The sequence below is a fragment of the Fluoribacter dumoffii NY 23 genome, assembly GCF_000236165.1.
GTDB lineage: Bacteria > Pseudomonadota > Gammaproteobacteria > Legionellales > Legionellaceae > Legionella > Legionella dumoffii.
In genome coordinates, this window is record NZ_CM001373.1 from 1,619,945 (window position 1) to 1,646,809 (window position 26,865).

The following is a 26,865-nucleotide window of genomic DNA, read 5'->3' on the forward strand; positions in this document are numbered from 1 at the left end:
GAGAATTCCTTGTGGCATCCAATTATATTATAGTCAAAAGAGAAATTTTTTGAGCAAATTTATTCCTTATGCTATGATTTATTTTTCTATAAGGCAGTTTTTTTATTAATCTCACGCACTCATTTTCTGGTTCATGAAGAAGTATCCTTTCTCAATTACTGATTTAGCCCTTCCCTCTCCCCGAATCGGCAGTATCGATACCTATTCAGGCTTTGGCCCCGCACCCAAATTGGCGATAAAGGCCCATCAAAAGTTTCAGGCCAAACAACATCTGGAACACCCTGACTATGCATCAGAAGTGATAATCCAGCATTCAATTTCCTTTAAACGCCACCTGTTTCATCTTACAGGCCGTATGGATGGAGTGTACCAGGGTGAATCCTTGCGGATTGAGGAAATTAAAACAGCTTTTGACCCCCAAAAATTAATTGACGTGCTGGCCGATCATTACTTTACCCATCCCTACTGGTTGCAACTGCAAACCTATGGCTATATCCATTGGTTAAAAACACAAACCCTTCCGCAATTAAATTTAATGATTATTTCCTTGCGTAACCATAAAGCTTATCCGCTGCCTTTGGATTTAAACATCGAGCGCTTTGAAACCTGGCTAGACACGCGTCTAGGTGAACTGGTAGAGGAGATTAAAGATGCTAAGCGAAGGGTGAAGCGTCGTCAAAAACACAGTACCAGGCTTATTTTTCCATTTGAGCAACCAAGGCCTCAGCAAAAGGAATTAATGAGAGCGGTAGATAGTGCCATGAAGCAAAAAAAGCCGATGCTTATTCAAGCGCCTACAGGCCTAGGTAAAACCATGGGTATTCTTTATCCCGCATTAAAAGAGTCCTTAAGCAGGGGACAAAAAACGATTTACATCACGCCTAAAAATACCCAACATCAAATAGCTGTAAACACAGTAACCCTCCTTCAATCCAAAGGGGCCGCTTTTAAATCATTAGTGCTTACCTCGAAAAAAAAATTGTGCATGAAAAAAGAACCTGTGTGCACCAGCAAACAATGTGAGTTTGCCCAAAATCATTATACAAAATGTACTGAGCATGATTTATTAGCAAAAGCCCGGAAAAAAAATAATTTAGAAGCATCCTTTTTTAAGGAGCTTGCCAGATCCTATTTTGTTTGTCCCTACGAGTTGCAAATGGCTTGCGTCCCCTTTGCCGATGTAGTGATAGGTGATTATAATTATGTTTTTTCAACTACGCATGCCAATTCCCGCGTAGCCGCAATTGCTCTTGGAGAAACTGAAAGGCCTAATTTGGTCATTGATGAAATCCATAATTTACCCAGCCGCAGTATGGATTATTTTTCCCCCGAACTTAACGTTTCATTTTTTGAATTTTATTTAAATGCTTTGCATAAATATCCCCACATTTTTCAAAAAAAATTAATAAAAATAATCAACCAATGCATCGACCTCATTCACCAATCTGCCTTGCCTGGCATAGCTCATCCTCATCTTGCCCAAATTTCTGTCCACGACCTAAAACAACAGGAAGAACAACTCAATCAATTCCTGAGTAGTTATTTGGAGTCTGACTTAGTTATTGAGGAAAATGACCCTATTTTAAAATTATGCAACTATTGGTCTGAGTTTACTGCCGCGCTTGAATTTGTGAATCAAGGATATGAGGAGTTTTTTATTTTCTTCCACCCCCAACGGAATCTTTTAAAAATCAGCTGTTGTGATGCGTCTCGTTTTCTAAAAGAACACTATCTTAATTTTCAGCAAGTGATTGGCTTTTCAGCGACCCTAAAGCCTTTTAACTATTACAGCCAATTAATTGGGCTAAATACTCCAGACTTACATACGGAAGAGTTCGCCTCACCGTTTGCACCGCAAAACCGCAAGTTACTTCTCATTCCTCAAGTTTCGACAAAGTTCAAAGACCGTAAGTCCAATATTGTAAAAATAAATGAAGTAATCACCCGAATCGTCTCAGTAAAGCCAGGAAATTACTTTGTTTTTTTTCCAAGTTTTGAATTCCTGGAACAGGTTTTTCACCAAATTAAAGTACCACCCACTTTTCACCTTTTACGCCAGGAACGGGTAATGTCCCCTTTTGATGCAAAATTTCTACTGCAGAAACTTCAACAAAGGGAAAAACACCATTTGTTCTTTGCAGTACAGGGAGGAATGTTTGCCGAAGGTATTGATTATGTGGGGGACTTAGCCATTGGCGCCTTCATTATAGGCCCTCCCCTCCCTGTTTTTGACTGGGAACGGGAACGGAGGAAAGAATATTACGAAACTCATTATCAGGCAGGAAAAGAATACGCCTACATCTATCCTGCCATGGCTAAAGCAATTCAAGCCGCAGGCAGAGTGATTCGTACAGAAAATGACCGCGGATTAATTGTCTTGCTGGATAATCGTTTTCTTCATGAAACCTATAGCCAATGCATGCCTAAAGACTGGTTTGTTGAGAATCCCCAAGAACTCATTTCCAAATCCATATTAAATGATGTGTCTTTATTTTGGAGCCCAGAAAAATAACAGCCCAACATGGGAATGCATCCATATTGTTTTTGACTTTAAGACCCAGATGTACTTAAATCTCCCCTCTATCCTAAGTTTTCCTCCACATAGTTCGCAGATGGGTGAATTAGCTCAAAGAAAAATTTTAATTATTGACTGCCAAACCACAGGAATGCATCCCAGTACTGGCCGTTTGCTGCAAATCGGTTGGAGTATCTTTGATCCCGGCAAGATTGAATCAAAAATTGAAAAATGGACCTTGAAACTGGATGAGGAAATACCCAACAAAATAAGAAAAATGCTTCAGCTTTCCGAGACTGATCTTATTAAAAGTATGGATCCACGGGTTATTTTCAATAAATTGCAAAAAACTTTAAAAAAACTGGGTGCTAATCCCATTGTTATTGCCCATTACGCTCAGTTTGAGTACAGTTTTTTAAAACATTTTTATCAAGAGCACACGCAAACAGAACAATTAAATTTTCAACTTTTTTGCTCTCAAAAAATAGCAAAACGTTTACTCCCCAATCTTCCCAGTCATAACTTAAAAGCCATGGCGGGTTATTTAAAACTTGAGAATACCCCAAAAAATGAAATCTTCTCCCACATCAAAATGACTCGCAGTATATGGCAAGCGCTAATACCCTTACTGAGGTCACAGGAGGTAACCGATTATAAAACCCTTTCTCAATGGCTTACCCAAAAGGCCCTGCCAAAGCCTTCTTGTTATGAATACAACATCAACCGCCTGACAAGACTTGAAATTTCGTCTAAACCAGGCATTTATCGCATGTTAGCCCAGGATAGATCCGTTTTATATATTGGCAAAGCCACCTCGTTAAAAACCCGGGTAAACTCTTATTTTCGAGGAATTAAAAATAGGGACAGGCGTAAACTCGAAATGTTGGCACAGGTTTGGGAGATTGAAACCATGGAATGCGATACCCCCTTGGAAGCCGCACTACTGGAATCAGAGGAAATAAAGAAATGGAACCCACCTTACAATGTTTTATTAAAAGCAGATAAGCGAACGCTTATTTTTTATAATTATGATTATACTCAATCCTCCAAAGCCTGGGATAATAATTTTTATAATGGCCCCCACAGGCCTGACGATTCTCTTTCCTTTTTGCTGGAATTAATAGATGCCTTGAAAACAAAAAGAGACATGCCGTTTTTTGAAGAAGCCATTCCCTATCAAAAAATGCAGGAGGCCTGGATACTCTTTTGCTCTTTAAATTCCCTTGGCTCCCTGGACGTTCAGTCAGCATCGCTACGACACGTTTTTGTGATTGCTTATAAGCTATTAAACCAATTTGAAAAAATACATGGCAAAGAATCTTTTCAAAGCTGGTGGCTGCAAGAAAAAAAGAAAAATCTTGAAAAGGATCTAAATGATGAAGAACAGCTCGCCAAGAAACTAACACGTATTTTTATAAGGGCTGCAGAGTCGCTTCGTAAAAGCAAACAGATAAAGCGTCTGTATAATTCATCACACACTATCTGTTCTACTCAAAAAAAAATAACCCTTGTTAACGGAGAATTTGATCCCAATCCCTCTCTTAAAAAAAATAATGCCTTTGAAGTGCATCATTACGATCGTTTGTCCATTTTGCTATCCGCTAAAAAAAACAAACTGATTACCAAGGAGTAAAATGACAATACTGATTGGTGAACTCTTTAATCTTCGCGTGAATCAACAGACGCCCATTAAAACGCTACTTTTGCTGTTAGCGGAATTTGATATCAGGAGCCATACCTAACAGCGAGAGCAATCCCCATAGGCACAAAGACATACCGGCACTGAAATATAAAATCAGAAAAAAGTAAAAAATAAGTGGATTATCCTTACGTGTGGGTCGATAGACACCACACCATAGGTTTGTACCCCCCCGAAGTTCTCCGACACGGTACCCGTGATATGCAACCACTAATAGACACACACCGGTTAATAGCAGGAATAATACGCTGAGCCAGTGCGGCATCATGACACCCCCCCTGCCCTGGTGATTTTTCTTAATACCGTCAAAGCAACCATAATAGCCACACTAAGCGCCCCGGTCTCCAGGATCTCAAATGGCCATAAATTGTGTGAAGAAGGATCTGCTGAGATATCGATGACAAGTCGCAACACCACAAATGCCATCAGTGCTGCAGGAACAAACGCAGCAATACGCCACCCCCCCTCCCATCTCCATAAACCCAGTAAGGGTGTAATAATTCCCAGAATACCAAGTGCGAACATACTGAGCATGAAAATAAAGGCTAGCATCCTGTCGCCAAAAGATAGTGGCGTATTCATCTGTCTTGTATAATTTTGTTTTTGCGCCGCAGCATCAAGTGCACTCAATTGTGTTACCCAATCAGGCTTGATATGAACTGTATTTTGTTGGTCGCTGCCAGTGACTTGTACGGGGTACGTCGCGACAACAGGAGTTTCTCCTAAAGAACCATCCCCTGCAAGAATTCTAACCTCGTCTACCTGCTCCCCGGGATTGAACAGGAAAAACCAGCCAAGTGCCCCTCCACTGCCGGGTGGGTAGACACGGGAGGGATTGCTCCCTGCAGACACCACTTTACCCTGAAAATAAGGTTTGACCCAAATTTTAACGGGTTGGTCGGACTGGTAGTGCAAGTGGAGATAAAAGTTCTGGTTTTTACTCAAGGTAACTACATTTCCAGGCGGATCCGTATCGACTACTTCTACCGTGGTTTTAGCAAACACATGGGTAGAAAAAGTCAGCCAAAATCCCAGAAATAAAAATAGAATCACCCTGTCCATACCGAATTCTCTTGCAATTCGTCGCTTCATCGCACTCAGCTCTCCTACTGATAGGACTGGTCAATAAACTCCATTTAGGGGTATGGTGTAAAATTAATAAAATTTATGGCCATTATACCTCCACATTGGACAGTTTAATTGAGTCCCGATTAAATCCTTGTTCTGCAAAATAAATGCTTATAAACAAGCTTAATCTAAATTAATCCCCTTTTTCTATAGGAGCAATAGGTAGAAAGACACCTTATCCTGATAAAAATGCATTAAACTTATATAGTTTAAATCAAAAACGGGAGCTCAGGCTTATGCCATTGATTAAACTATACACCTGGCCCAAAGCTTTTTTATTTAATCTAGGTATTCCTTTATTCATGCTCATGCGGCCCATCTACATTAAAAATATTCTTCTCCCATTAGTAAGATGGAACCAGGCATTCCCGTTAACCAAAGAGAATCTGGAGCAGTTGGCAATAGAGCGAGGGGTAAGTATCAAACTATCGAATATATTGATAAATTATATAGTCAATAATCCCTCTTTTTTAATTAAAAATTATAATAAATGGATTGCGAATCCAGTCGAAGGTAATTGGAAAATAAAAAAATATACGGTTAGAGATTCGGGCAACACCTTTTATTTATATACCTTAATAGATTCAGAGAATAAAGTTATCGATTTTATCGTGTTGGATAGTGATGATGCGCGCAGCGCAGCTTCATTTTTTAAAAAATCGGTCACCTCCAAGGGTATCCCTGTGCAACTCCAATCCCTGCTTGACTCTCTCCAAGTATTTATCCAAAAAAAGAAATAAAACCGGCACCCTGCCTTGCAAGCCGGGAATAACTTTCTGATTTTATAAGTTCGCTTACAACACCACTTGCAGGTAAAGAGCCAAGTTATAATTGCGGGCTTATCGTTGCATCTTCTGTATGCTTCATATCAGATGATGGTGGAGGTCTAACTTGCTGCATCGCCTGTTTGTAAGTTTGGAATTCTTCCATGTTGGTTTTCTTGGCGTCTTTTAATTCGTTAGATAACTTGTCCAGGGCCTTAAGGGCATGACTCAATGCTTTCTTTGTTTTGCTAAAAAAGCCAAAGTCCCCATGCTTCTCCATTTCTTTGATTTCACCTAACAGCTGTACCCTTAAATCCGCTATATCTTTAATATCTTTTCCATCCACTATTTCCATATTCCCAATAATGATACTTAACCGCTCCAATTTTTCTTGTAATTTTTCTTTCTTCGGATGATTTCCCATATATTTTTGATTGGCAATTTCCAACTCTTTAGACACTACTGCTATGCGTTGCCGAATTTCTTCCTTGGCTATGGCTAAATCCAATTCTGCCGAAGTATTGATTAGGGAGGAAATTGGAAATTCGCTGATGAAAACTTCCAGTGTCATTGGGGGGGCTTTCTTTTGTTCCTCACTCAAAATTTCTTGCGCAATTTCCCACTTCTCAAATACTCGCTTGGAAATTAAAACGGCCCCTTTATCATTTTGTTCTGCATCTACCCATTTATTGGACTTGGGGGGATCTTCTTTTTTGAGAATAAGATCATTAGTAATAACCATGCTCAAATTATCACGTCCATGACTTTTAAACCATTTTTCCGCAAGTTTTGATCCCAATTGTCCGAATTTAAAACCACCTGCACCATAGGCTTTGGATTCTGTTATCTTGGTATTATTTAAATCCAATGTTATTTTCTTATCGAAATCATCTGTTTTCCATGCTCGCCTTGAGCCCATAAAAGAAACAATTTTTTTAAATAGACCAGGATGTTCGCCATCTACTCGGCAGAATACAGCCCGCGTATCGGGCAATTTGTTAATGTCCTTAAGTAGCTTGGGCCCTCCTACAGGATTAAGATGGCTAGAAAAGGTTTCTGGAATGACCACACCAAGTAAAGGAGCCGTACCATTCTTTGAGGGGGCAGCTAAAAGAGTATCCCGCATCCTCTCCTTGACATTTTCTAAGATACTGCTTTGTGAATGTAAATTAGAAATACCAGAATAACCTTTATTATTAGCAACTTGAATAACTAACTTTCTCATTTGGGAAACTTCGCGAGCAACACCGCCATCAATAGCTACCACATCGTTTCCAGAAGCATCACCCTCTATTTTGGGGAGAAGTTTAACTGCTTTCTCAACTGCGGCCTTGGCAGCAAAAGATTTTCCACTACCAGAAGGTCCTGCAACCACAACAACTGGACGTTCTGTCCATTTCTCTCCTTCAAAATGAGAGGTAGATGCCCGAAACACGGCATTCATGTATTCTTCGCTATTCATCTCCTCTTCGAGTGCTAATTGATATAAGCGGGTATATTCTTTACCAAGAAAATCTTCCATTCTGATTGTTGCTTTTTCAGGATTTGTTTTGCGGATCTCGGGGTCACCCTCAAAGTTCCCCTCTTTTACAGCATTTTTAGCAGCCATAAGCTTTACGAATTCCCTTCTAAAAAAAGTTGAATCATCGCTACCTGGCTCCCCAGGCATTCCATGGTCTAACTTATACTTAGCAACCTTCGCTCGATGCTGGTCTTCATTATTCTTAGTATTCTTATGTAAGCGCTCTATCCCATCTTCATCCAGACGTTGCTGTACAAATTGTCTGTCATAAGCTTTTTGATTTACAGCAGGGTTATTTTTGGAAGCTGGGGTGTAATAGCCAATTTGAGAGATTAAGGAACTTTCTAATTGATCCGTTTTTTCGTGAGTCATAATTTTATACCGATTGAAAAATTAAAACACCAATAGGATAATTATAGTTTAAATATTTACTGGTATTTTTTTACCTAAATCAATTTTAAAAGAACAAAAATAGTACATAGGCATCGCATACCATCCTCCCCAAACTCTTTTACCCGGTGCAAACATCTGATCTGCTTTTGATATTGGATGTAATCTGGAAGAAAAAACACCTTGTTAAAGGATGAATCATCCAAATAACTTCTAAATCCCACAAGAAATTTGACAGACTATAAACAGACTTATCCACAGAAATTGTGAATAACTTAAATAAGATATTCGGAATTTAAAAAAGATATTAGCCCATAAAATATGGGATTCTTATAAATTTAAGGATTGGGAATTCATTTCAGCGAAAAATAGATATCCACAGAGAAGGGATATTTAAAAAGAATTAAGACGTAGCTATGTTATACAAATAAATAATAAAAAAACAGTCTTGACTCGAAGTATTTTAATTATTTATTTTTATCCGCTGCCTGGTTTAACTTTTTGCTTAAAAAATAGTACTACTAATGATTCTTTATGATTTTTAACAGACTTGAAGTATAAATATTTGACCTCATTATACTCATCAAGAATGATTCAAAAATGGGTAAGTTGAACATGATGAATAATTTAAAAACTTTTATTTTATTGGCATCACTCACTGCATTGCTTGTAGTTATCGGCGCATTGCTTGGTGGCTCTACAGGAATGTTGATTGCATTAATATTTGCCGGGATTATGAATTTTTCAGCTTATTGGTACTCAGATGCTCTTGTTTTGCGGATGTATAGGGCTGAACCGCTGACTAGCAATAATTTTGTTTACAAGATTGTATCAGATCTTGCCTATCGGGCAGGAATTCCAACACCCAAAGTTTATTTGATCAATAATCCTGCTCCAAATGCATTTGCCACCGGGAGAAACCCCGAGAATGCCAGTGTAGCAGTAACTACTGGCTTATTAGATCAATTAACTAAAGAGGAGTTAAGTGGAGTTTTAGCCCATGAACTGGCTCACGTCCTTCATCATGACACCTTAATTAGTGTAGTGAGTGCGACAATCGCGGGAGCAATTAGTGGAATTGCTAATATGTTCATGTGGTTTTCCATGTTTGGGCAAAAATCAAACGAAGAAGGTGTTCATCCTGTTGTTGGAATGATAATGATGATATTCGCTCCTCTGGCAGCAGGATTGATTCAAATGGCAATCTCTCGCTCCAGGGAATTCGAAGCAGACGCCGGTGGCGCCCGTATTTGTGGCAATCCCCAATGGCTTGCCAGCGCTTTATTAAAAATTGAACACGCTAGCCAGCAGCAATATTTTGCTCAAGCAGAAACGCATCCATCTACCGCACATATGTTTATTATTAATCCGTTAAATGGCGCAAAGTTGGCGAACTTGTTCTCAACGCATCCATTGACTGCGGAAAGGGTAAAAAGGCTAAAGGCAATGTCTATTTAAATAAAAAGTGCTTTATTTATCCAATTAAGGAGAATTCCTTTTCCTAGTCCTTCGATGTGATTAACACTAATGCTTATCTGTAACAGATAAAGCTTTTTTATTAGCTCATCGATGGGTTAATACTCATAAGTACTAGTTATCGAATTGAGTTTAGCAATAAATCGAAGCGTACTCTCCCACTTCAAGTGATTTGCTCCTTTTTAAAACGACGCTACCAGGAGTAGATTCCTGATTTTATTTCGATTAATATCCTGATTTTTGACAACCCCTGAGTTAAACCTTGTAGTCATTGTTGGAAACTCAAATGAAAGAAAAATACCCTCTTATAGAAAGTACTGAAAGCAGCAGTTTACCCACTGAAATGTGGGTTAATGTAACTAATAAATTACCTAAATTAGATTTATTCAATTTTTATAGAAGCTCCAAGGAACAGAAAGAATTATTACAATATGAACTCGATAAAGCGACCTTTTTAGATTTTGTAGTGCGTGGAGACTACCATTCTGTTAGGGCCGCACTTGAGAGAAATATCCGTTTACTTTTCCATAGAAATGAAGTGACTGATTGCTCTGGTCGAACTTTTTTTGCAATTAGCGGTTTTGAATATGCACTTTGGGCTTTTGACAAACACATGTGGACATTAATTATAGAGTGCATCCCTGCAAACGAAGAAGGTAAAGAAATTCTGGAACTTTTATTGGATCAATATAACAGGTTACGCCAACAAGGTGTTTCCTACAGTCTAAATGGACAAATAACCACCGGAGAAACCCACTTTGATCTTGAATCTACCCTCATTCATCAGTTGCAACTTCAAGTGAATTATTATCGAAGGGTTGGGGGATTTCTTGCAAATTGGGATAGTAGTAATCATATTAATAAACTATTTGTAGAAGGAGTTGGTGGAGCCCAAAAATTACTGCCGATGTGCATTGCCAAAGCATATTGCAGCAGTGAACCTTTTTCTCCTTCACCGAAGTTTGAAGACAGAATCGACTGCAAACCCCAATTCTATTGTTATTTCACAGAAGAAAAATATCTCGATTGGTACGGCAAGGATTCCGGATTAGGTTCAGAGGTGGCGATCTGTAAGGGATTCAAAAATGGTGCGGAAAGTTTTAGAGCAGGAACTCCGGTTGCTAAAGCGGAATTACTCGAAATGGATTTGGCCGCAATGCAGACATTCCTGGCACTAAGAACAAAGGAATTACTCAATCTCGAAGCGCAGCTTGCAGAACGACAAGAGGCTCATCTTAAGCCTATGATGGGTGGATAAATCAGGCCGCGTGTTTTTTAGCACGGAGTCGCTATAAAGTGCCGAATGAATGAGGGATTTCGTCTAAGTTTGTTTTTTAAGTTTATAAGGTCTGGAAGAAACTTCAGTTACAACCCGGTTAACTCAAGAAATATTTACTTGTAATGTTTATTTTATTTTTCACTTGTCTAGCATTACTCTAAATCGTTTAAAAATAATCTCGTTCCAATTAAATGGGAACACTTGCTTGCCTCTGAGGACTCTCAGTATTGGGTCGCTGAGCAATCAAAAAGGATAAATAATTGACTATTTGGTTTTAAAATAATATGATCTCATCCCGTTTTGCGTCATTAAACAGTAAAAATGTCTTTAATTTTTTTATATCAGTTAGAACAGAAATATTATCCAAAATTCATTGAAGCACTCCTGCTTGATATGAGAACCAGTAACTATGGGGGAACAGTTGAGGATCAGACATTAGGTGTAGCTATTTCCCTATTGGAAGAACCCGGAAAATATACAGACCTCAGCTTGGAAAAAATCATTATCGGCACCCTGAATATGGCAATAACCCTGCAAAGCTCCAAATACGGTAATATAACCCCTCAAACGGTCGGGGAAGATATTTATAACAAATTCACGGGTGAAAGCAATTATTGGTTTGTGGGTTATAACATGGCATTAAGAAATAATAAGGAATTATCCCCCCAGGACGCACTAAAATTTGCAATCCCCGTCATTGAGCGCGCTGCCAAGGGCCGATTCTACATTACCCCGTGCTTTCCCAATACATTAAATCTATTTTTTGAGTATTACATGGAGCTTGACCCGCATTTTGTTCCTCCACAAATACCCACCGGTGATACATTTGGTAAATGGACCCCGGAACAATTTTTAGTATGGAACACCAATTACTCCTCTTCTTTATTGAGCCAATCCTTATTTGCAGTGAAAAAATACAAATTGGATCCAGCAAATCTCCCCCAAGAATTGAGTAATGAATTGAACCACTTGATTGCTATGGATAGAGAAGATAATGGAGATAATGAAGAAGAGCGTACAAACAGAGCAACTTCATGTTGTATGATTATCTAAGAATAAAAAATTCTTCTATTGTTGAACGACCCATTAAGGTTTAAATCTCGTTTGTAAGCAAACGAGCCACGCTACCGGCAGAAGAACCCAGGAATGTAAAAGTCGCTCTTATTAGAAGGTGAGCCTCAGTGAAATATTAATTCAAGTTGCTAACTGTTAACGTTAAAATCCCGCTTGTAATAAAGGAGGAATACACTTGTTTTTATTCAACGTTTGTTTAAAATTCGAAAATAAGATGTCAAAAATAAAGATACAATGAGTATTTATAGAGCCATCATTGAATTAGAGAACTTAAAAAGAACAATTCCCTACTATTCCGCAAAAAATCTATTTGTTGAAAAAAAATTAAAGCAATTAAGAAAATCTTTTGATGTGTCATTACCCGATTATTATCATAAAATTTATGAGCAATTAGATGCTGAAATAAAAAGCACCTCTCAAGGGTTTTATCAGTTAAAATTGATTAAAGTCAGAAACTTAATATTTGAAGTCATTAATAAACAAAAAAATATTCAATCCCGAACAAGAGCATTTAATTATAAGGCAGCTCAGAGCGCTGATAAAATGCTGCAAGAAATTCACCTTATGGGTGGAGTCTTAATTTTGCCAATTCAACAATCCAAAGATATCCGATGTGGTAATTCACAAGGGGAATGCTCTGGATATATTACGGAATGGGCTCTTTGCTTGATTAATGGAAAAAACCCGTTTGGAATTAATCCACAAAAACCACCTTTTAAACCAGTCACCCTACAAGTACGGCGTTTTTTTTCAGATGCAAATCACCTCGCTCCATTAACGGAAAGAATTTGCAGTTTACAGGATTTATATGGTTCTCGCTTGTGGGAGGGTAAAATTGCACACAAATTTTCTGCTCAACCTGTTTGGAAGCTCAGCATCCAGGGATTACGTTTCCATAAAAACACCAAAGAAATTGCTAATAAATTAATTTCTTTAACCAAGCAAAACACCAAGGAAATTTTTCAATTATCATTGTTAGGTGCTTCAGGACACACCATGGGTTTTTATAAAGATGATAATAAAAATTACCACTTCCTCGACGCAAATAAGGGATGGTTCATGTTTCATAGCAGTAAAGAATTTAAAAAATTTCTCCCCTTTTATTTTAATAAATTAAATTATAGCTCTCGTTATTGGTCCCATTTGATCAATTCTTACTCTGTTGAAGGCAATCCTCGCGCAACTTTACCTACCTCGATTATTTCAGCGAATATCCGGTACACTCTTAATAAACTTTATACTAATTATATTTTTATAGTCACTAAAAAAATAAAAGAAAAAATAAGCAAATTTGCTGCATTTATCGTTCCTGGAACAAAGGTAGAAGTTAAAAGCCATGGAGAATTTCACTTACCCTATAATAACAAGATATTATCAAAGGACGATTTAGAATTACCCCGTAGAAAACCATCTCTGAAAGCACAAAAAAATTATCATAATTCTGCTGGGATTCTTGATATCTCTTTTACACAAATGAAACGTAGGCAAAATATCTGTGATGATACAGAACAGAAAGAATCACATAACACTTGCCGCATCTAATTCTATAGAAGTTCTGGCGATAACTCGAGAGTCCCAGCGTGCTTGGAGAAAATTCAAAGAAGAAACACCTTATAAACTAGTGATGATAATTGGTTAAGAGTTCAAGATATGTAATCAAACGACATTAAAGCTTCCAGGCATCTTTTAAAATTTAAAAAAGTTTTTTCTTCTATTGTAAAATTAATCCAATAGTGCAATAATTACACACAATGCTCGTATAAAATGTTATTTGCATGCCTATTTTATTTTTCCAGACTTTAGATTCAGCTTCTAACAACTTAGGAATGAGTACCGTTAATCCTGAGCTGGTTTTTAAAAAGAGGACACAAATTGAAGCTTCAAAAACAAAAATGTATGAGCGGAACATAGAGAACAGCATTACTCTTTCTTCTCGAGGAAGACATTTATTGCAATTTCCAACTTTGGAAGTTATTGACATCTTTCGAATAGCTACTACTCCTCCCGACCCCCAAACCTTCACTTTGTCTGTGATTAGCTAAGTCTCACCTGGCTGAGAGTCACGTACATTACCTAAGACAGTATAGCTAGCTGTCGTTTGAAGAAGTTGCTGTTTCTGCAAAGTCATTTTTTCATATAGTGTGTGTAACATTCTTTCAAATAACAACAGTATCAATAGCGTAGCAAAAAGATTTAAACATGCATTAAGTTAGGTTCATAAGATGAAATGCAATGTGTGGGAATTCACATGAAAGATAAAGAGCTGAGAAAAAAATTATTAAACAAATGCATTGAGATTAACGCTTCAATTAATCAAAAAATTCCTTTGGCAGCGAATCGATATGAAGAATTTGAACAGATTGAGCGCAGCAAAATAAAAGCGTATGAGGAGGCTCGACGGGCAAATACCCCGGAAGATGAGCAATTAGAAGCATGCATATACGAAATGGAATATCTTGAAGCCCATGATAGGAAATCTGAGGCGCATGAAAGCTATGTAAGACAAAAGCAAATCGAGTACTATATTTTTGAGTTTATTAATGAGCGTTTTAAGGAATTTTGTCTCGAGAACCAGGTAAAATCGCCGCACAATCTAACCAAGAATCAGAGGCAAGAGTTCAAGCAAATTATTCTCAAACAGTCTTCAATTTTATGTGAAAAAATTGCAAGAGCAAAAAAACTGCTGGGAAGAGGAAGCAGTGATATTAACGTCACTGAAATAGATGACTATCTTGAAAAAAATGCCGATGATCTCATCCAAATTTTATGCCAAGGAAAAGAATTAACGATTACCGATAAAGAATTAGCTTATCGGTTTAAAAAAACCCTTGAATTGGCTGAACATCGAGATGCCTTTCAAAAGCAATTTAACCGTGAAAACGCTCTGCTTTTTCAAGGAATGAGTGATAAAAAGGTTATACAAACAATCCAAAAATCAAATATATTTGCCATCGCCGAATATTTTGATAGACCAGAAGTCAGTACGGGTTTTTGTGAGGAACATGCCGCCATTGCCCTTAAACGATTATATGATGAATATTTAATTGACAGTGATATCCGCGTTGAGAAAATTAGTATTGATTACTTTGATGATGAGGGCAACCCTACAGATGGGCATACGTTTTTGGTCATTGACCGCAATCCCGATAGTCCTCTCAATGACATCAGCCAATGGGGGGGAATCCTTTTTGACCCATGGAATAGGATAGCCTGTTTTACAGAGGACTATCATTCTTTACCTTATTTTTATATTTCCTATCCGAAAGGGGCAACATGGAAATCCATCCCATTTACAGATGCTGATTATTACCTACGCTCTACAATCCGGGACGCGAATAAATATTATCAGATGACAGGGAACGACGACATAGAGAGACGGAGAGCATTGCTGATGGAAGAACATCAGTTGTATTCGTTAGATGGAGTCGAATTGGAAGAAACCAAGGCATTTCTTACTGAACTGATTAATAAATTACGCCCCGCCAATTTCGAAGGATCCATTGAACTCTTTATTACAACGACAGGCGATAAATTGGTTAAATCGCTGGCCGGATTTTCTAAACCCGCGATCGTCATTCACAGCGATTTTCTTAAGCAAATGCAAAATGGCGTTTATACGGTTGAAGAATTAGAGTTCGCTTTAGCCAATGAGCTACTTTACATAAAACACGAAGGTGTTGGAATTTATTATGAAATTTCAGCCAGTGAACAATTCAAACTCGATAAACTAACGATTGAACAATGCCATAATATACCAGCAGGTATTAGTTACTTAAGAAAAAGCATTAACTTTCAAGAGCAACATAAATGGGATGTTAGTAATGTCCATCCATCTTATTTGGTTTATGATTCTCAACAAGCGGGATTAGCCGATTATCATCAACGTATTAAAAATTTGTTAACCTTGCTGGCTATCAAAGAAAATGAACGCAATGAAAAACAACACACGTCTTTGCCAAATACTATTTTAAAAGCTGTCGCCCCGATTCAACGAGAAATTTTCTTTAAAAAAAAATGTGATGCATGCAAGAATACTGTAGCGAAACTCAAGTTTTTAGAATCCAAATTAGCAGAGCTAACCGTTGAGTTATTACCCTATGAAATAGTCTCTAGTGTTGGAATTAAGGTTCGGGATTTCTGTCAGATTTTGTATGCGATGGATATTAATTTGAAGAATGCGGAAGTGAAAAAAGCAGCGGAAGAATTGATTGAACGTGCTTTTGAGCTACGAATTCCAGCTTTTGAACAAATTTATCTGGCTCTTGTCCATCAACATTTTACTGGTCGAAACTATTTGAAGAGTAACGTCCAACTCCCTCCACTTGGACCTTTCAGGGTCTTAAACGATGCATTTGAAGCGTTTGTTAAAGCAAAAAGCTTTGAGGAGGCGAAAGAGGCAGCAGAGTCACTCAAAGCGTTACAAAAAACCCTCACCGATCATATTAAACATCCCCAGGGGCGAGCAAGAGTTCATACCTATCAATTTGAAGCAATCCATCAGCGCATGCCTGTCGGAAACGAACGATTTTTTGGTTCAATTATTGGTGAACATATTAAGTGGAATACTTTTGCACCGCAGAATAATGTTGCTGAAGTGCCTTGGTCGAGTCATCTTGAATGGGCACAAAAAGATGAGAGTTCTATTATTGCCGAGACATTATGGCACCTCGGCGTAACTCGTGATCAAAACGTATGGTCTTTATTGCCTGACAAAAAACTATTGTCTTTCATCCTTAATTATGATGAAACCAAACCAATTACTACATTGCCCCCAGAGCTTGATTCCTACAGTGGTTATTATTGTGACGCTATATTGACATTTTTATCTGATAAGGTGACTAAGAATTTTAACGTCAATTTCGAGATGTTTTTTAGTGAGGTCTCTTTTGAAGATAAATTGAAACAATATTATGATTTGAACTGGCCCGTATTAATCAAACCTTCAGAAGATAATGCTCGCAATGTTGACAATCTAGCCATTCAATTTTTGCTGACTGAATTTACAAATATAGCCATCAATGGGACTCCAGAGGAGAAAGCCGTTGTAAAAAGCTTTTTCCTGGGACGAGAAGATAAACGAGATCTGGAGCACTTGCTACAGGCTTCAAATGAAATAAAATCCAAATTACATTATAACGCTCCCTATGTTCAATTTGTTATTAATCAGCAATTTCAGGACAAAAAATTTGATTTATTTACCACGGAAGAACAACTAAAATTTCTTAATGCTAGCTCAATGGATTTTTATGAAATTCCGCCTCGGGCATTTATTCAGATTTTTCGCTTGCCTTTTGACTCATTCAGTCTTGATTGTTTGGAACAGTTACTCCCTTTAACTAATAGAAATGTGGATGATGGGACGCGGGTCTATTCTATTGCACCTATCTTTTTTCAAGAACATATCAAAGAGTATGGAAATTATGAGATATTAACCAAAGAGACAATGGCCTTACTCAAACTTGCTATGCAGTATGTGAGTAATCCTGTTGATCGTGCCGACATATTCAAATCATTCCTCTGGAATTTACCGCAAGAAGCCACTGGAACCAACCATTTAACAGCGAATGATTTAATTCTTATTTATCGTATGTTTGATTCACAACTGCTCTTTCCCTCCCCAGAGGTGCAAGAGCATTTTGCTCGGCTGGTTATCGAACGGATAAAAGAGATATCAGATCCCGATGAGCGTATTCAGGCATTGGAAGAGCTTCTCTTTGTAGAAAATGCAATCAGTCTCCCTATTAGCTATATTTCTCTACGTAATGAAGCCATTGAACAATTAGTCAAAGACCTAAGAGATAAATACGGTCAGGATGACCAATCTCAGGAATATAAAGAAAAGATGATAGCTGTGATTAATCATCTGTATAAAAATATGGCAAAAAGAGATGTCACATTAATGCTGTCGCGATTAGCCAATGCCATCGAATCTCAGTGGGAAGTGACTGAACATTTAGGTATTTTGTTAGAGCCAGATAAATATCTATCTACTAATCAACAAGAAAAGATCGATTTCTCTATTAGTAGCCTGGCCGCGGCCTCTCGGAAGCTGAGCGAAGACAAAAACGACATACAGGAATTTTTGGAATTTATTTCTTCTCCTATCAGTCGTCAAACAACAGATAGATTTTCCAGTTATTTATTAAGCCATCATAAAATAAACAGCCTGGCAGCCCTGTTAGGCTACAGTGGTAATATGGCCGAAAGCGAAAATAAACAGTCCAGAACTATTACGCTCATGTTAAGGACTTTTTACGCGCAATTCTGGGATGTAAGCCTGGAAGAGCGAGCGGTTATTGTGGATCACTTGCTTATTCCTGCCAACAAAGTAAAAACAGCTGCTGAAATGGAACATGCCTACAAAGAAGCCTTTTCCTACGTTGCCCATAAATTATTCCCGCATGCCGAAACAGATAAAGAAGAAAATTTTGCTTATGCCTTGTTGAAAGCTTATCTGGGTTCAGCGGATAAATACATTCGCAGCCATTTATTAGCAGGAATGTTAGTAGCCACCAATCAATCGAATGGGGCTAGGCAATCACCCAGTGCGGGTAAAAAACTAGCCATGCTATGTGAGCACATGGGACCGGCCTATATCAAACTGGCTCAGGCAGTTCATAGTCATCCGAATACACCTGAGCCTATTCGCCGCGATCTGGATCACTTGAAGGGACGGGCGAACCCACCTCATCGTTGGCAATTGTGGCGGCTCTTGCGCGAGGTGGTTTCACGTGACGATCGCAAAATGATTAAACGTGTCGGCGCTCTTTTAGGCTCGGCCTCCTATAACCTGGCTCTTGAAGCAGAGTTAGAAAATGGACAGGATGTAGTGCTATTGATGTTGCGTGAAAATGCAGCAAAAAATGCGCAAGAAGGTTTTATGCATTTGCAAAAGACCATTGAGTCTTGCTCGCATGTTGATATGGAACCCATTCGGGAGAGTATTCTATCGATTATCAAAGAAGCCAGAGAACTGTCGAAAGTTGAAATGGACAGAAAGTTAAGTGAGCAGCAAAACCTGATTGCAGCCGAGCTATACGCTCGTTCCATCACAGTGAGCGTTGATGATAAACCACATACTTTTACCATAATTCCAGCTCATTTGATTAAAAGCGGCGAAGGCTATCGATTCATTGAACGTATTTATGGAACCGAATTTAATGAGCTTCCTAACCAAACTCCTGAAGACAAGGAAATTCGCCGAGCGATTGCTAAAGCAATCATCACGATGGAGCTCATTAACATACTTCAGGGTGGTTGTTTTGATTCCGACCGCCATGGTAATCAATTGCGCCATCAGAATCATCAATTGGGTTTATATGATTTTGGTGAAATGTCTTTGCAACCCCCCAATGAGGTAGAATTAAATCAATTAGCGAGCGTCTTGGCCGACATTCCCCAAGCGGCTATAAAAAACAAGCTGTTTGATACCAGCTTTGATCTCCTGCTAACAAAGCATATCCAAAAAGCGCTTGAAGCGGGTGAGCCAACTCGCTATTTAATGCGAGTACGTAAAGGGCTTTTGGCATTAAGAGATTTCCAAAAAGAATTATCCACTGAAGATTTAATGGATGTGTTACAACAGGTTAATGCCAGTGAAGCCATCCATCCTAAAGTCAAATTCCAACTGGCAAATACCATTCGCATGGCTCAATACATTGAAGATATGAGTCAGAGTTATCGGCGTTTTGTCAACAATTTGGGTTTTTTCAAGAGAAAGGTAGACTCATTATTCACAGGGTATAGCCCCCATGATCCGTCATCGCAAAATGGATCATTACCTGATAATGAACCAAACATTTTTTGTTAAAGGCAAATAAAAAAAGAAACTAAACCCTGTATAGTATATTTTATTTGTTACAAGCCTTAAGTGACTCATCTTAATCCGGCTTGCAAGCGTACTCTGATTGATTACAGTCAGGTACGCTTTTTTGTTTACTCGCCCTATTTATGTATTCGAATATTTTTATTTTCACTTATCTTAAGGCGTTAGCTATTTCATAGATGTATCGTTCATATCTAAGGTAACTTTCTTCAAAAGCTTGGGGCAAAATGTTTTGGATTACATAGTGCTTCATTTCCTCTATATTTTGACTGCCATCCCATTCCCAAGTTATTGAGAAATATCCATCCCAGGTGTAGCACCAGCCTGCTGATTCTTGTTGACAATCATTTTTCCATTGTATATCACGCAAGAATTGGTAGGGTTCTGACGCTTTAATCACACTGTCGGGAATAATGTGAGCTTGGTTAACCATATGGATGTGATTATGGGCATAAACAAGCTGCACCTCCTCTCTAAAAGCAAAACTATCGTCAAAAAGTGATTGCTCTACCTCAAGAAGAAAAGTGTCTTTGGCTAGTGGCTGAGATGGCGGATCTTGGATTACAGTAAGTTTAACCGTTTTACTTTTATAAAAATCCTCAACAAGTTGTTGTACGATATACGCTGTAGGATATAGATCTTGATATGAAGCATGCCCACAGGAAGGAAGGGTAAATTTAAAATGAAAAAGAGTTCCTTCATTACTGATTTGTATTTTTTTTGCACTTGGAATGCGAATGTCTTTACACTCCCGAGTACGAATATTCCCCGATTGAAGTGTAGACTCAGCATGAGCTTCAAAATTGCTGAGGCTCAGAAAAATTAAACAGATTTTAAACACTGTGATTCGTTGCATTGGAGCTCCTAATTAAAGAGGCAACTCAAAAAACAGGATTGTAAAAATAATCATATTATCATTTGCCTTTCTCTTTTAAAATTTAGGTTGTCATTATGGATATTAATCTAATTCGTTCTTATTTAAATTGGTTCAAGTTAAATCCATGAAAAAAGCTTCATTCAAAATTTGTTTATAATACTACGCGGAAATTTTTTGACGGAAAATGCTCCTCATCTTGCAATTTGTAAAACAAGCAGAAAAAATAAACCAATTTCGATTAATCTCTTTGCAATTTACCCAAATCATAATAAATAACTGTTACAATTAAGGTATAGAACAAGTTAGCAATGTCCATTCTATTAAAGTTCAATTTAATTATGATTTAACTACATCTATAATCCACATAGTCAGAGAGGGATTCAATAACTGAATTGCTTTGGCAGAGTTTATAAAGCGATAATACGGGTTTACTCTTTACAGAGGAAAATATTTACACAATGTAATTTACATGTAATGAGAAAAACAAAATTCACTTCTCCATAATAAGATTACTATCCTTTTATACCAGGTATCAGTACCACAAAGAATAATTAGACCGCCCTAGTTAAAACCCCATCTTGATAGAGAGCAATAAAGAGAATTAAATTGGAAATTATTAAACTTTTTAATTTTGCGGTTATTACTTCTCTATTACAAAGGAAATATGACCTGTTCGTTCTAAATATGAAACCTTAACTCCTTTATAAGAGGAAAGATTCAATTGTTGACGTAATTGCTCAAGTATATCTTTTTCGGTTATGTTCAATTTTTTTAAATTTTTCTTTTGTAAAATACCATCCTTTATAAGTATAAAATGATTTCCTTTAAAAAAATTTTCAACTGATGGATATTTTCGACAACATATTGCTATGGTTTTATGCATCAAGATTAAAGAAATTAAAGCAACCAAAGTAGAAATCAAAGTAGCTGATCCAGTTATTCCTCTACTGATTAAACCACCTAAAATAACTACGATTACAAGATCAAAAGAATTATTTAATTTAAAACGATGATTACCAAATCGAAGTAAAAGAGTACATAAAATAAATAATAATACGCCTCTAATAAAAATATAAATTAAATTATGATCCTGATTTATTAAATAAAGATATGAAATCATTTGTATTTCCATTAGTTGAAAAAAACAGTTTAGTATTAATAGGGACTGTAGATAAATTATTCCATTTAAGTTGAATTAGTTTCGACTTAATCTGACACATTTACTTGAAAAAGTGAGAGTTTCCGGTTGATAGAAGGTGCGAACTTTAAACAAAACCAAGAGGAAAACGCTCATGATAGATAATACAGTTAAAACCATTAAACATAAAGTTAGCCTATTAAACCTTGCTGAAGAATTAGGAAATGTTTCAAAGCATGTAAAGTAATGGGCTTATCCAGAGATACATTTTATCGCCATAAGTCAGCAGTTAAATCGGGGGTATTGAGACTTTATTCTATCAAAGCTTAAGAAACATAATCTCAAAAATGGTAGATGAATCGATGGAACTAGCTGTCAAGGAATACGCGATAACATTCCGGCCCAGGGTTAGCAACGCATGAGCAACGAGCTTCGTAAACAAAATGTTTTTTATTTTTCCTAGCGGCGTTCAGAGTATTTGGTTGCGCTATGTTCTTGTCAATTTTAAAGACCGTTTAAAAGCATTAGAGGTCAAAGCAAGCATAGTCCCGGCAAAGCCCGGACTATGTTTGCTACATCTGATGATCCTGAGCAGTTCAGAAAAACCGTAATTTGATTCTTGTGATAAGTCACCTTGATTCTACCCCTTATGGCTGAAGTTATAAGTCGGGAAACAAATCAAGGATACCGCCAATTTGGCAGTGCAGATTACTTTGGAAATTCATCATCATTTTTATTCAACGTTAACCAGAGCATTGAGGCAAAATAGTACTTTGCCCATGCATTAACCTATTTAAATAAACATTGAATGCCCTGTATTTGTTATAACAAATAAGAGAATCATCGGAGTATTTTGTATAGCTATTGAATCCCGTAATTCCTAAAAGAATGAAGAACCATTCGGATCTTCCTCGAACAATGTAGGCTCATTATCTGGCCATTCTAGCATACCTGTAATTTTGTGTTAGATTTACCATATGGGTATCACCTTTGCGATAGGAAGCAATTTGAAACAATTTTCGGATGCAAATATAATTGTCAAGCTTATTTTAACAAGCATTCTGGTTATTATTTTCGGATTAGTCCGCATCTTAGCATGGAATTTTTATTCTATTTTTTTAGGGTTTGGACCTTTTTATCTCGCAGTGATGCTCCCTGCTTTATGGGGCGGTTTTTTTCTAGGAATATTTGCAACATTTTTTAGTTGTTTGTTTTTATATTATTCTAGTTTTGCTGAACCTGTTTACATTGACGAACATACTTCCATTGTAACGCTTATTTACTTTTGTGTTAATGGGGCTATTTTTTCGTTAGTGGGGGAATATTTCAGATTAGCACGAAAAAAGATGAGAGCGGCCTTATCAAACGCAAAACGTTTGTCCGATGCTCTAGATTATATCCCAGTATATGTGTATATGAAAGACCTCAATCATCGCTATATCTATGCTAACAAACCAACGCTTAGCCTGTTTAAATGTTCTGAATCAGAACTGGCGAATTTGGATGATAATCATTTCTTTCCTGAGGCCACCGTCAAACGATTGCATGAGATTGATAACAGGGTATTTTACCAGCAAATCACCACGCAAGAAGAAATTCACTCCACAGATAGCGATGGGCATCCTCGTGTCTTTTGGGAGGTAAAAACCCCGCTATATGAAGAAGGCAATGACCATAAGATATATGGCTTGTGCGGTATATCAACCGATATTACTGAACGAAAAGTTCGAGAGGATGTACTGCGAGAATCTGAAGAACGTTTTCATTCTGTATTTGAAGCTGCTGCTATAGGGATGGCAATTGTTGACATTGACGGCCGTTTTGTACAGGTCAATAAGGGACTATGTCAGCTTGTAGGATATACATCGGAGGAACTGTCGAAAAAAACATTCATAGACATTACCCATCCTGATGATCTCCAGACCGATCTGGAGTACGTGAAGAAATTATTGGATGGAACGCTCAGTAGTTATCAATTAGAAAAAAGATACTATCATAAAGACGGCCACATTATTTGGATTTTATTAACAGGTTCCGTAGTGCATGATACAAATCAAAAAGTAAAATACTTCATTGCGCAAATTATGGATATAACCCAGCAAAAATCCTTGGTAGCCAAATTAGAACAACATGCTAATCAAGATGCTCTGACAGGTTTAAATAACAGAAGATATTTTATTGAGCAAGGTGAGTTAGAATTTAAACGTGCTAGACGTATGAAATACAATATAGCTATTTTGATGGTAGACATTGATTATTTTAAGAAAGTAAATGACATGCACGGACATAAAATAGGTGACTTAGTTTTACAGCATTTTAGCACACTTTTGCGGAGGGATTTACGGAGTACTGATTTGGTTGGTCGAATTGGCGGCGAGGAATTTGCTATTATTTTACCTAATGTTTCGGAGAAAAATACGCTTGAGGCTGCGGAAAAGCTTCGCTCTCTCGCAGAAAATAATCATTTAGACATGCCCTCTGGACAAAAGATTAACTACACCATTTCAATAGGAGCATATATTTCGAACGTTACACATTCTACAGTAGAAGAATTCTTAGATGAAGCTGATAAAGCATTGTATCAAGCAAAAAATTCGGGGCGAAACCGCGTGTGTTCTATTGTAGGCAGACTCCGTTAGCGTTTGTGGGTATCCTTATAGATGGAATATGAGCTTGATCGAGGCCACTTCATAACTTTATTCGCTTGAACCATTCTTTGTCCAGCATGTCGATAATGTTTTTTTTAACCTTCACAGCGGATAGAATCAAATCATCGATATCCAACGTTCATGATGTAATCACGTAATAAAGAGCTCTCTATCTCTGCTTTTTCCATAAGAACCAAAAGCGCATCACGCGCGTTTATTACACCAATGGGTTTAAACTTTTCATCTACGATAGGAACATGCAATAGATTTTGCTCCTTCATAGTCATCCATACATCACGCAGCCGATAGGTTGGGAGGCAATAGACAACCTCTTTGGTCATCACCGATGCAACAGGAACAGTACAATTACAACCCTGACAAATAGCCATCATACGAACAACATCTGTCCGAGTAATAATACCAACCATTGCCCCTCCCTTGTCGCAAACCACAACAAGATTGATGTGTCGGCCATCAAGAAACTTAGCAGCTTCCAGTAAGGGAGCATCATTTCTGATGGTAACAAGACGTTGTTGTGCCACAGGAACTATTTCTTCTACAAATGCCTCTATAAATGCCATATATTCACCTTTCTGAGAGAATTGTCGAGGACATCTTTACTGTTTACAAACACTGCATATAAATATGAATTGATAATTATAGTCCATATTAGCAAGCGTAGGTCGAACGCTTCGCCCGACCTATGATAAACGTTATCGTCATTTAGAATACAGGCGTCAAGCAGGGGGAGAAATTTATATCAAGGGCTATTTTCAAACGAAAATAATTAATATCGATGCCGAAAATCAATTGATCGGTACAATAACTACTAAGAAAAATAAATCTATAGATATAGTTCCCCTTTATAAAGGCTATAAAATTTCATCAAAGAATGGGTGGCTGAAGAAATTGATAGCCATATTTTCGGCATTTTAGCCTTTATGACAGGTAAGTCACTGGATTAACCAGTGAGACTTCGAAGGTTATGCCTTTAGATTTAATGACGGTGCCAGAATACACCTGTGGACTTGACGGTTACACAGGAGTTAACCAATGGTACTATCATCGTACGATGAGTTAAGCCACTCTAAATGGACTGCAAATATCATTTTGTATGTGTACCGAAATACCGAAAAAAAGTTTTATATAGGCAGATTCACAAATTTCTTGGTCCGTTATTTCATCATTTTATGGGCTCATGTTTTCTATGAAAAGCGTGTAACCCATTGGTAAATCAATTAACAGGAAAAGAGTATTTCTTGATAATCTCTCAAGCTGTTGACCTACGCTTGCTGCAATACAATCTGTATAATACATCTCTATACTTATCTATCAGAGAATTTGCACTTGAATCACGAAAATCAAACCCCCTATGCGCAACTCGATCCCAATACCATTTTGGATGCAATTGAAAGCACGGGGGTTCTTTGCACAGGCAGCCTAATCGCACTCAACAGCTATGAAAACCGCGTTTATCAAATAGGAATTGAAGATGCTGAGCCCCTCATTGCTAAATTTTATAGACCGAATCGCTGGTGTTCAGCAGCTATTTTAGAAGAACATCAATTCTCACTTGAATTAGTACAACATGAAATTCCCATTATTGCCCCCCTAATTATAAACGACCGAACCTTACACCATCATCATGATTTCAGATTCGCACTCTTTCCTAGGCGCAGCGGCCACGCACTAGAATTGGATAATAGCGAACAACTAGAATGGATGGGGCGCTTTATAGGGCGCTTACATAGAGTTAGTGCATGCCAGTCATTTCACCATCGCATCCAATTAAATCCCCAAAGTTATGGCCATGATCCCTACAAACTTCTCATTGAACAAAGTTTTATTCCTGATTACTTAACATCTAATTTTTGCAAAACAGTTGAAACAGCATTACAGAAAGTAAATCAGATATTTAAGTCTATAGGTGATATTGATCAAATCCGCTTGCACGGCGATTGTCATGCAGGAAATGTATTATGGAGCGAATCAGGTCCTCATATCGTTGACTTAGACGATTGTCTCATGGGCCCTGCGATACAGGATATTTGGATGTTACTTTCAGGTGAACCAAAACAAATGGATGTGCAACTGGATAAGATCTTACAAGGTTATTGTAAATTTCATGACTTTAACCCGCGTGAACGCCATTTAATCGAACCATTACGTACACTACGTATGCTGCATTATTCGGGATGGATCGCAAAACGCTGGGCCGATCCCGCATTCCCTTCGAGTTTTCCATGGTTTAATAAGCCTGTATATTGGCAAAATCTGATGATAAATCTTAACGAACAGGTCGAATTATTAGATCAATTTGAATGCTAACCTGTGAGCGGACAGACGATTTTTTCAGACTTTATCCTGCTCTTGTTGCAAAAACTCTAATGAGAGCTTGGCGTCCTTAAAAGCAAGCTTTTAATAAAAATTTTGTTTGATTTTAAGGACCGTGCCTGCGCTTGCTATCATGAAATGAATGTACAATTACTATTCACCATGGTAGTATTTTCCACTGAAATCTGTAACACTT

The 26,865-nt window shown here is 37.6% G+C and carries 17 protein-coding genes; 12 read left to right on the plus strand and 5 right to left on the minus strand.

Annotated features, from left to right (window positions below; all coding sequences use genetic code 11):
* Nucleotides 1–133: 133 nt before the first annotated feature.
* Together KYQ_RS07320 and KYQ_RS07325 are read left to right on the plus strand one after the other, a co-directional pair.
* Nucleotides 134–2,512, plus strand: coding sequence for a helicase C-terminal domain-containing protein (locus KYQ_RS07320; protein ID WP_010653214.1), 2,379 nt, complete (start codon nt 134–136; stop codon nt 2,510–2,512).
* Between the two features lie 100 nt (nt 2,513–2,612).
* Complete coding sequence (locus KYQ_RS07325; RefSeq protein ID WP_115264601.1) at nt 2,613–4,148, plus strand: 3'-5' exonuclease; 1,536 nt, start codon at nt 2,613–2,615, stop codon at nt 4,146–4,148.
* A gap of 330 nt (nt 4,149–4,478) precedes the next feature.
* On the opposite strand, the gene KYQ_RS07335 is transcribed toward KYQ_RS07325, so the two are convergent.
* Nucleotides 4,479–5,306, minus strand: coding sequence for a hypothetical protein (locus KYQ_RS07335; RefSeq protein ID WP_010653211.1), 828 nt, complete (start codon nt 5,304–5,306; stop codon nt 4,479–4,481).
* A gap of 272 nt (nt 5,307–5,578) precedes the next feature.
* Between KYQ_RS07335 and KYQ_RS07340 the strand changes: the two genes are divergently transcribed.
* Nucleotides 5,579–6,082 carry a DDE-type integrase/transposase/recombinase gene (locus KYQ_RS07340; RefSeq protein ID WP_010653210.1) on the plus strand — a complete coding sequence of 168 codons (504 nt, stop codon included), beginning with the start codon at nt 5,579–5,581 and terminating at the stop codon, nt 6,080–6,082.
* An 85-nt stretch (nt 6,083–6,167) separates the two neighbouring features.
* Here KYQ_RS07340 and KYQ_RS07345 read toward each other — a convergent pair whose 3' ends face one another.
* A complete protein-coding gene (locus tag KYQ_RS07345; RefSeq protein WP_010653209.1) occupies nt 6,168–8,000 on the minus strand; it encodes a hypothetical protein in 1,833 nt (610 codons plus the stop codon).
* A 633-nt stretch (nt 8,001–8,633) separates the two neighbouring features.
* On the opposite strand from KYQ_RS07345, the gene htpX reads away from it, so the two are divergent.
* The 6 genes from htpX (at nt 8,634) to KYQ_RS07375 (ending at nt 19,657) form a co-directional block, all read left to right on the plus strand.
* On the plus strand, nt 8,634–9,476 hold the full coding sequence (gene htpX / locus KYQ_RS07350; RefSeq protein WP_010653208.1) for a zinc metalloprotease HtpX: 843 nt from the start codon (nt 8,634–8,636) through the stop codon (nt 9,474–9,476).
* A gap of 304 nt (nt 9,477–9,780) precedes the next feature.
* Entirely contained in the window at nt 9,781–10,752 is a 972-nt protein-coding gene (locus KYQ_RS07355) for a hypothetical protein (RefSeq protein ID WP_010653207.1), read from the plus strand.
* A 342-nt stretch (nt 10,753–11,094) separates the two neighbouring features.
* Nucleotides 11,095–11,826, plus strand: coding sequence for a hypothetical protein (locus tag KYQ_RS07360; RefSeq protein WP_019349801.1), 732 nt, complete (start codon nt 11,095–11,097; stop codon nt 11,824–11,826).
* A gap of 255 nt (nt 11,827–12,081) precedes the next feature.
* Nucleotides 12,082–13,389, plus strand: coding sequence for a YopT-type cysteine protease domain-containing protein (locus KYQ_RS07365; protein WP_010653205.1), 1,308 nt, complete (start codon nt 12,082–12,084; stop codon nt 13,387–13,389).
* A 233-nt stretch (nt 13,390–13,622) separates the two neighbouring features.
* Entirely contained in the window at nt 13,623–13,889 is a 267-nt protein-coding gene (locus KYQ_RS07370; RefSeq protein ID WP_019349802.1) for a hypothetical protein, read from the plus strand.
* Nucleotides 13,890–14,095: 206 nt separating this feature from the next.
* Nucleotides 14,096–19,657, plus strand: coding sequence for an AarF/UbiB family protein (locus KYQ_RS07375; protein ID WP_010653203.1), 5,562 nt, complete (start codon nt 14,096–14,098; stop codon nt 19,655–19,657).
* Between the two features lie 166 nt (nt 19,658–19,823).
* Here KYQ_RS07375 and KYQ_RS07380 read toward each other — a convergent pair whose 3' ends face one another.
* On the minus strand, nt 19,824–20,528 hold the full coding sequence (locus KYQ_RS07380) for a hypothetical protein (RefSeq protein WP_010653202.1): 705 nt from the start codon (nt 20,526–20,528) through the stop codon (nt 19,824–19,826).
* Nucleotides 20,529–21,189: 661 nt separating this feature from the next.
* Nucleotides 21,190–21,669 (minus strand): DUF421 domain-containing protein, encoded by a 480-nt coding sequence (locus KYQ_RS07385; RefSeq protein WP_010653201.1) that lies wholly within the window; start codon nt 21,667–21,669, stop codon nt 21,190–21,192.
* A 1,025-nt stretch (nt 21,670–22,694) separates the two neighbouring features.
* Between KYQ_RS07385 and KYQ_RS07400 the strand changes: the two genes are divergently transcribed.
* Nucleotides 22,695–24,326, plus strand: coding sequence for a diguanylate cyclase (locus KYQ_RS07400; protein WP_231294627.1), 1,632 nt, complete (start codon nt 22,695–22,697; stop codon nt 24,324–24,326).
* A gap of 131 nt (nt 24,327–24,457) precedes the next feature.
* On the opposite strand, the gene KYQ_RS07405 is transcribed toward KYQ_RS07400, so the two are convergent.
* Entirely contained in the window at nt 24,458–24,916 is a 459-nt protein-coding gene (locus KYQ_RS07405) for a CBS domain-containing protein (RefSeq protein WP_019349804.1), read from the minus strand.
* 510 nt (nt 24,917–25,426) lie between these two features.
* Between KYQ_RS07405 and KYQ_RS19700 the strand changes: the two genes are divergently transcribed.
* Together KYQ_RS19700 and KYQ_RS07410 are read left to right on the plus strand one after the other, a co-directional pair.
* Complete coding sequence (locus KYQ_RS19700) at nt 25,427–25,546, plus strand: transposase (RefSeq protein WP_081465856.1); 120 nt, start codon at nt 25,427–25,429, stop codon at nt 25,544–25,546.
* Nucleotides 25,547–25,682: 136 nt separating this feature from the next.
* Complete coding sequence (locus KYQ_RS07410) at nt 25,683–26,663, plus strand: serine/threonine protein kinase (protein WP_010653197.1); 981 nt, start codon at nt 25,683–25,685, stop codon at nt 26,661–26,663.
* Nucleotides 26,664–26,865: the final 202 nt, after the last annotated feature.

Coding starts and splice junctions, on each gene's coding strand:
- KYQ_RS07355 (WP_010653207.1), top strand. CDS start 9,781: ATGAAAGAAAAATACCCTCTTATAGAAAGTACTGAAAGCAGCAGTTTA.
- KYQ_RS19700 (WP_081465856.1), top strand. CDS start 25,427: ATGGACTGCAAATATCATTTTGTATGTGTACCGAAATACCGAAAAAAA.
- KYQ_RS07320 (WP_010653214.1), top strand. CDS start 134: ATGAAGAAGTATCCTTTCTCAATTACTGATTTAGCCCTTCCCTCTCCC.
- KYQ_RS07380 (WP_010653202.1), bottom strand. CDS start 20,528: ATGCAACGAATCACAGTGTTTAAAATCTGTTTAATTTTTCTGAGCCTC.
- KYQ_RS07360 (WP_019349801.1), top strand. CDS start 11,095: ATGTCTTTAATTTTTTTATATCAGTTAGAACAGAAATATTATCCAAAA.
- KYQ_RS07325 (WP_115264601.1), top strand. CDS start 2,613: ATGGGTGAATTAGCTCAAAGAAAAATTTTAATTATTGACTGCCAAACC.
- KYQ_RS07335 (WP_010653211.1), bottom strand. CDS start 5,306: ATGAAGCGACGAATTGCAAGAGAATTCGGTATGGACAGGGTGATTCTA.
- KYQ_RS07365 (WP_010653205.1), top strand. CDS start 12,082: ATGAGTATTTATAGAGCCATCATTGAATTAGAGAACTTAAAAAGAACA.
- KYQ_RS07345 (WP_010653209.1), bottom strand. CDS start 8,000: ATGACTCACGAAAAAACGGATCAATTAGAAAGTTCCTTAATCTCTCAA.
- KYQ_RS07370 (WP_019349802.1), top strand. CDS start 13,623: ATGCCTATTTTATTTTTCCAGACTTTAGATTCAGCTTCTAACAACTTA.
- KYQ_RS07405 (WP_019349804.1), bottom strand. CDS start 24,916: ATGGCATTTATAGAGGCATTTGTAGAAGAAATAGTTCCTGTGGCACAA.
- KYQ_RS07375 (WP_010653203.1), top strand. CDS start 14,096: ATGAAAGATAAAGAGCTGAGAAAAAAATTATTAAACAAATGCATTGAG.
- htpX (WP_010653208.1), top strand. CDS start 8,634: ATGATGAATAATTTAAAAACTTTTATTTTATTGGCATCACTCACTGCA.
- KYQ_RS07340 (WP_010653210.1), top strand. CDS start 5,579: ATGCCATTGATTAAACTATACACCTGGCCCAAAGCTTTTTTATTTAAT.
- KYQ_RS07385 (WP_010653201.1), bottom strand. CDS start 21,669: ATGATTTCATATCTTTATTTAATAAATCAGGATCATAATTTAATTTAT.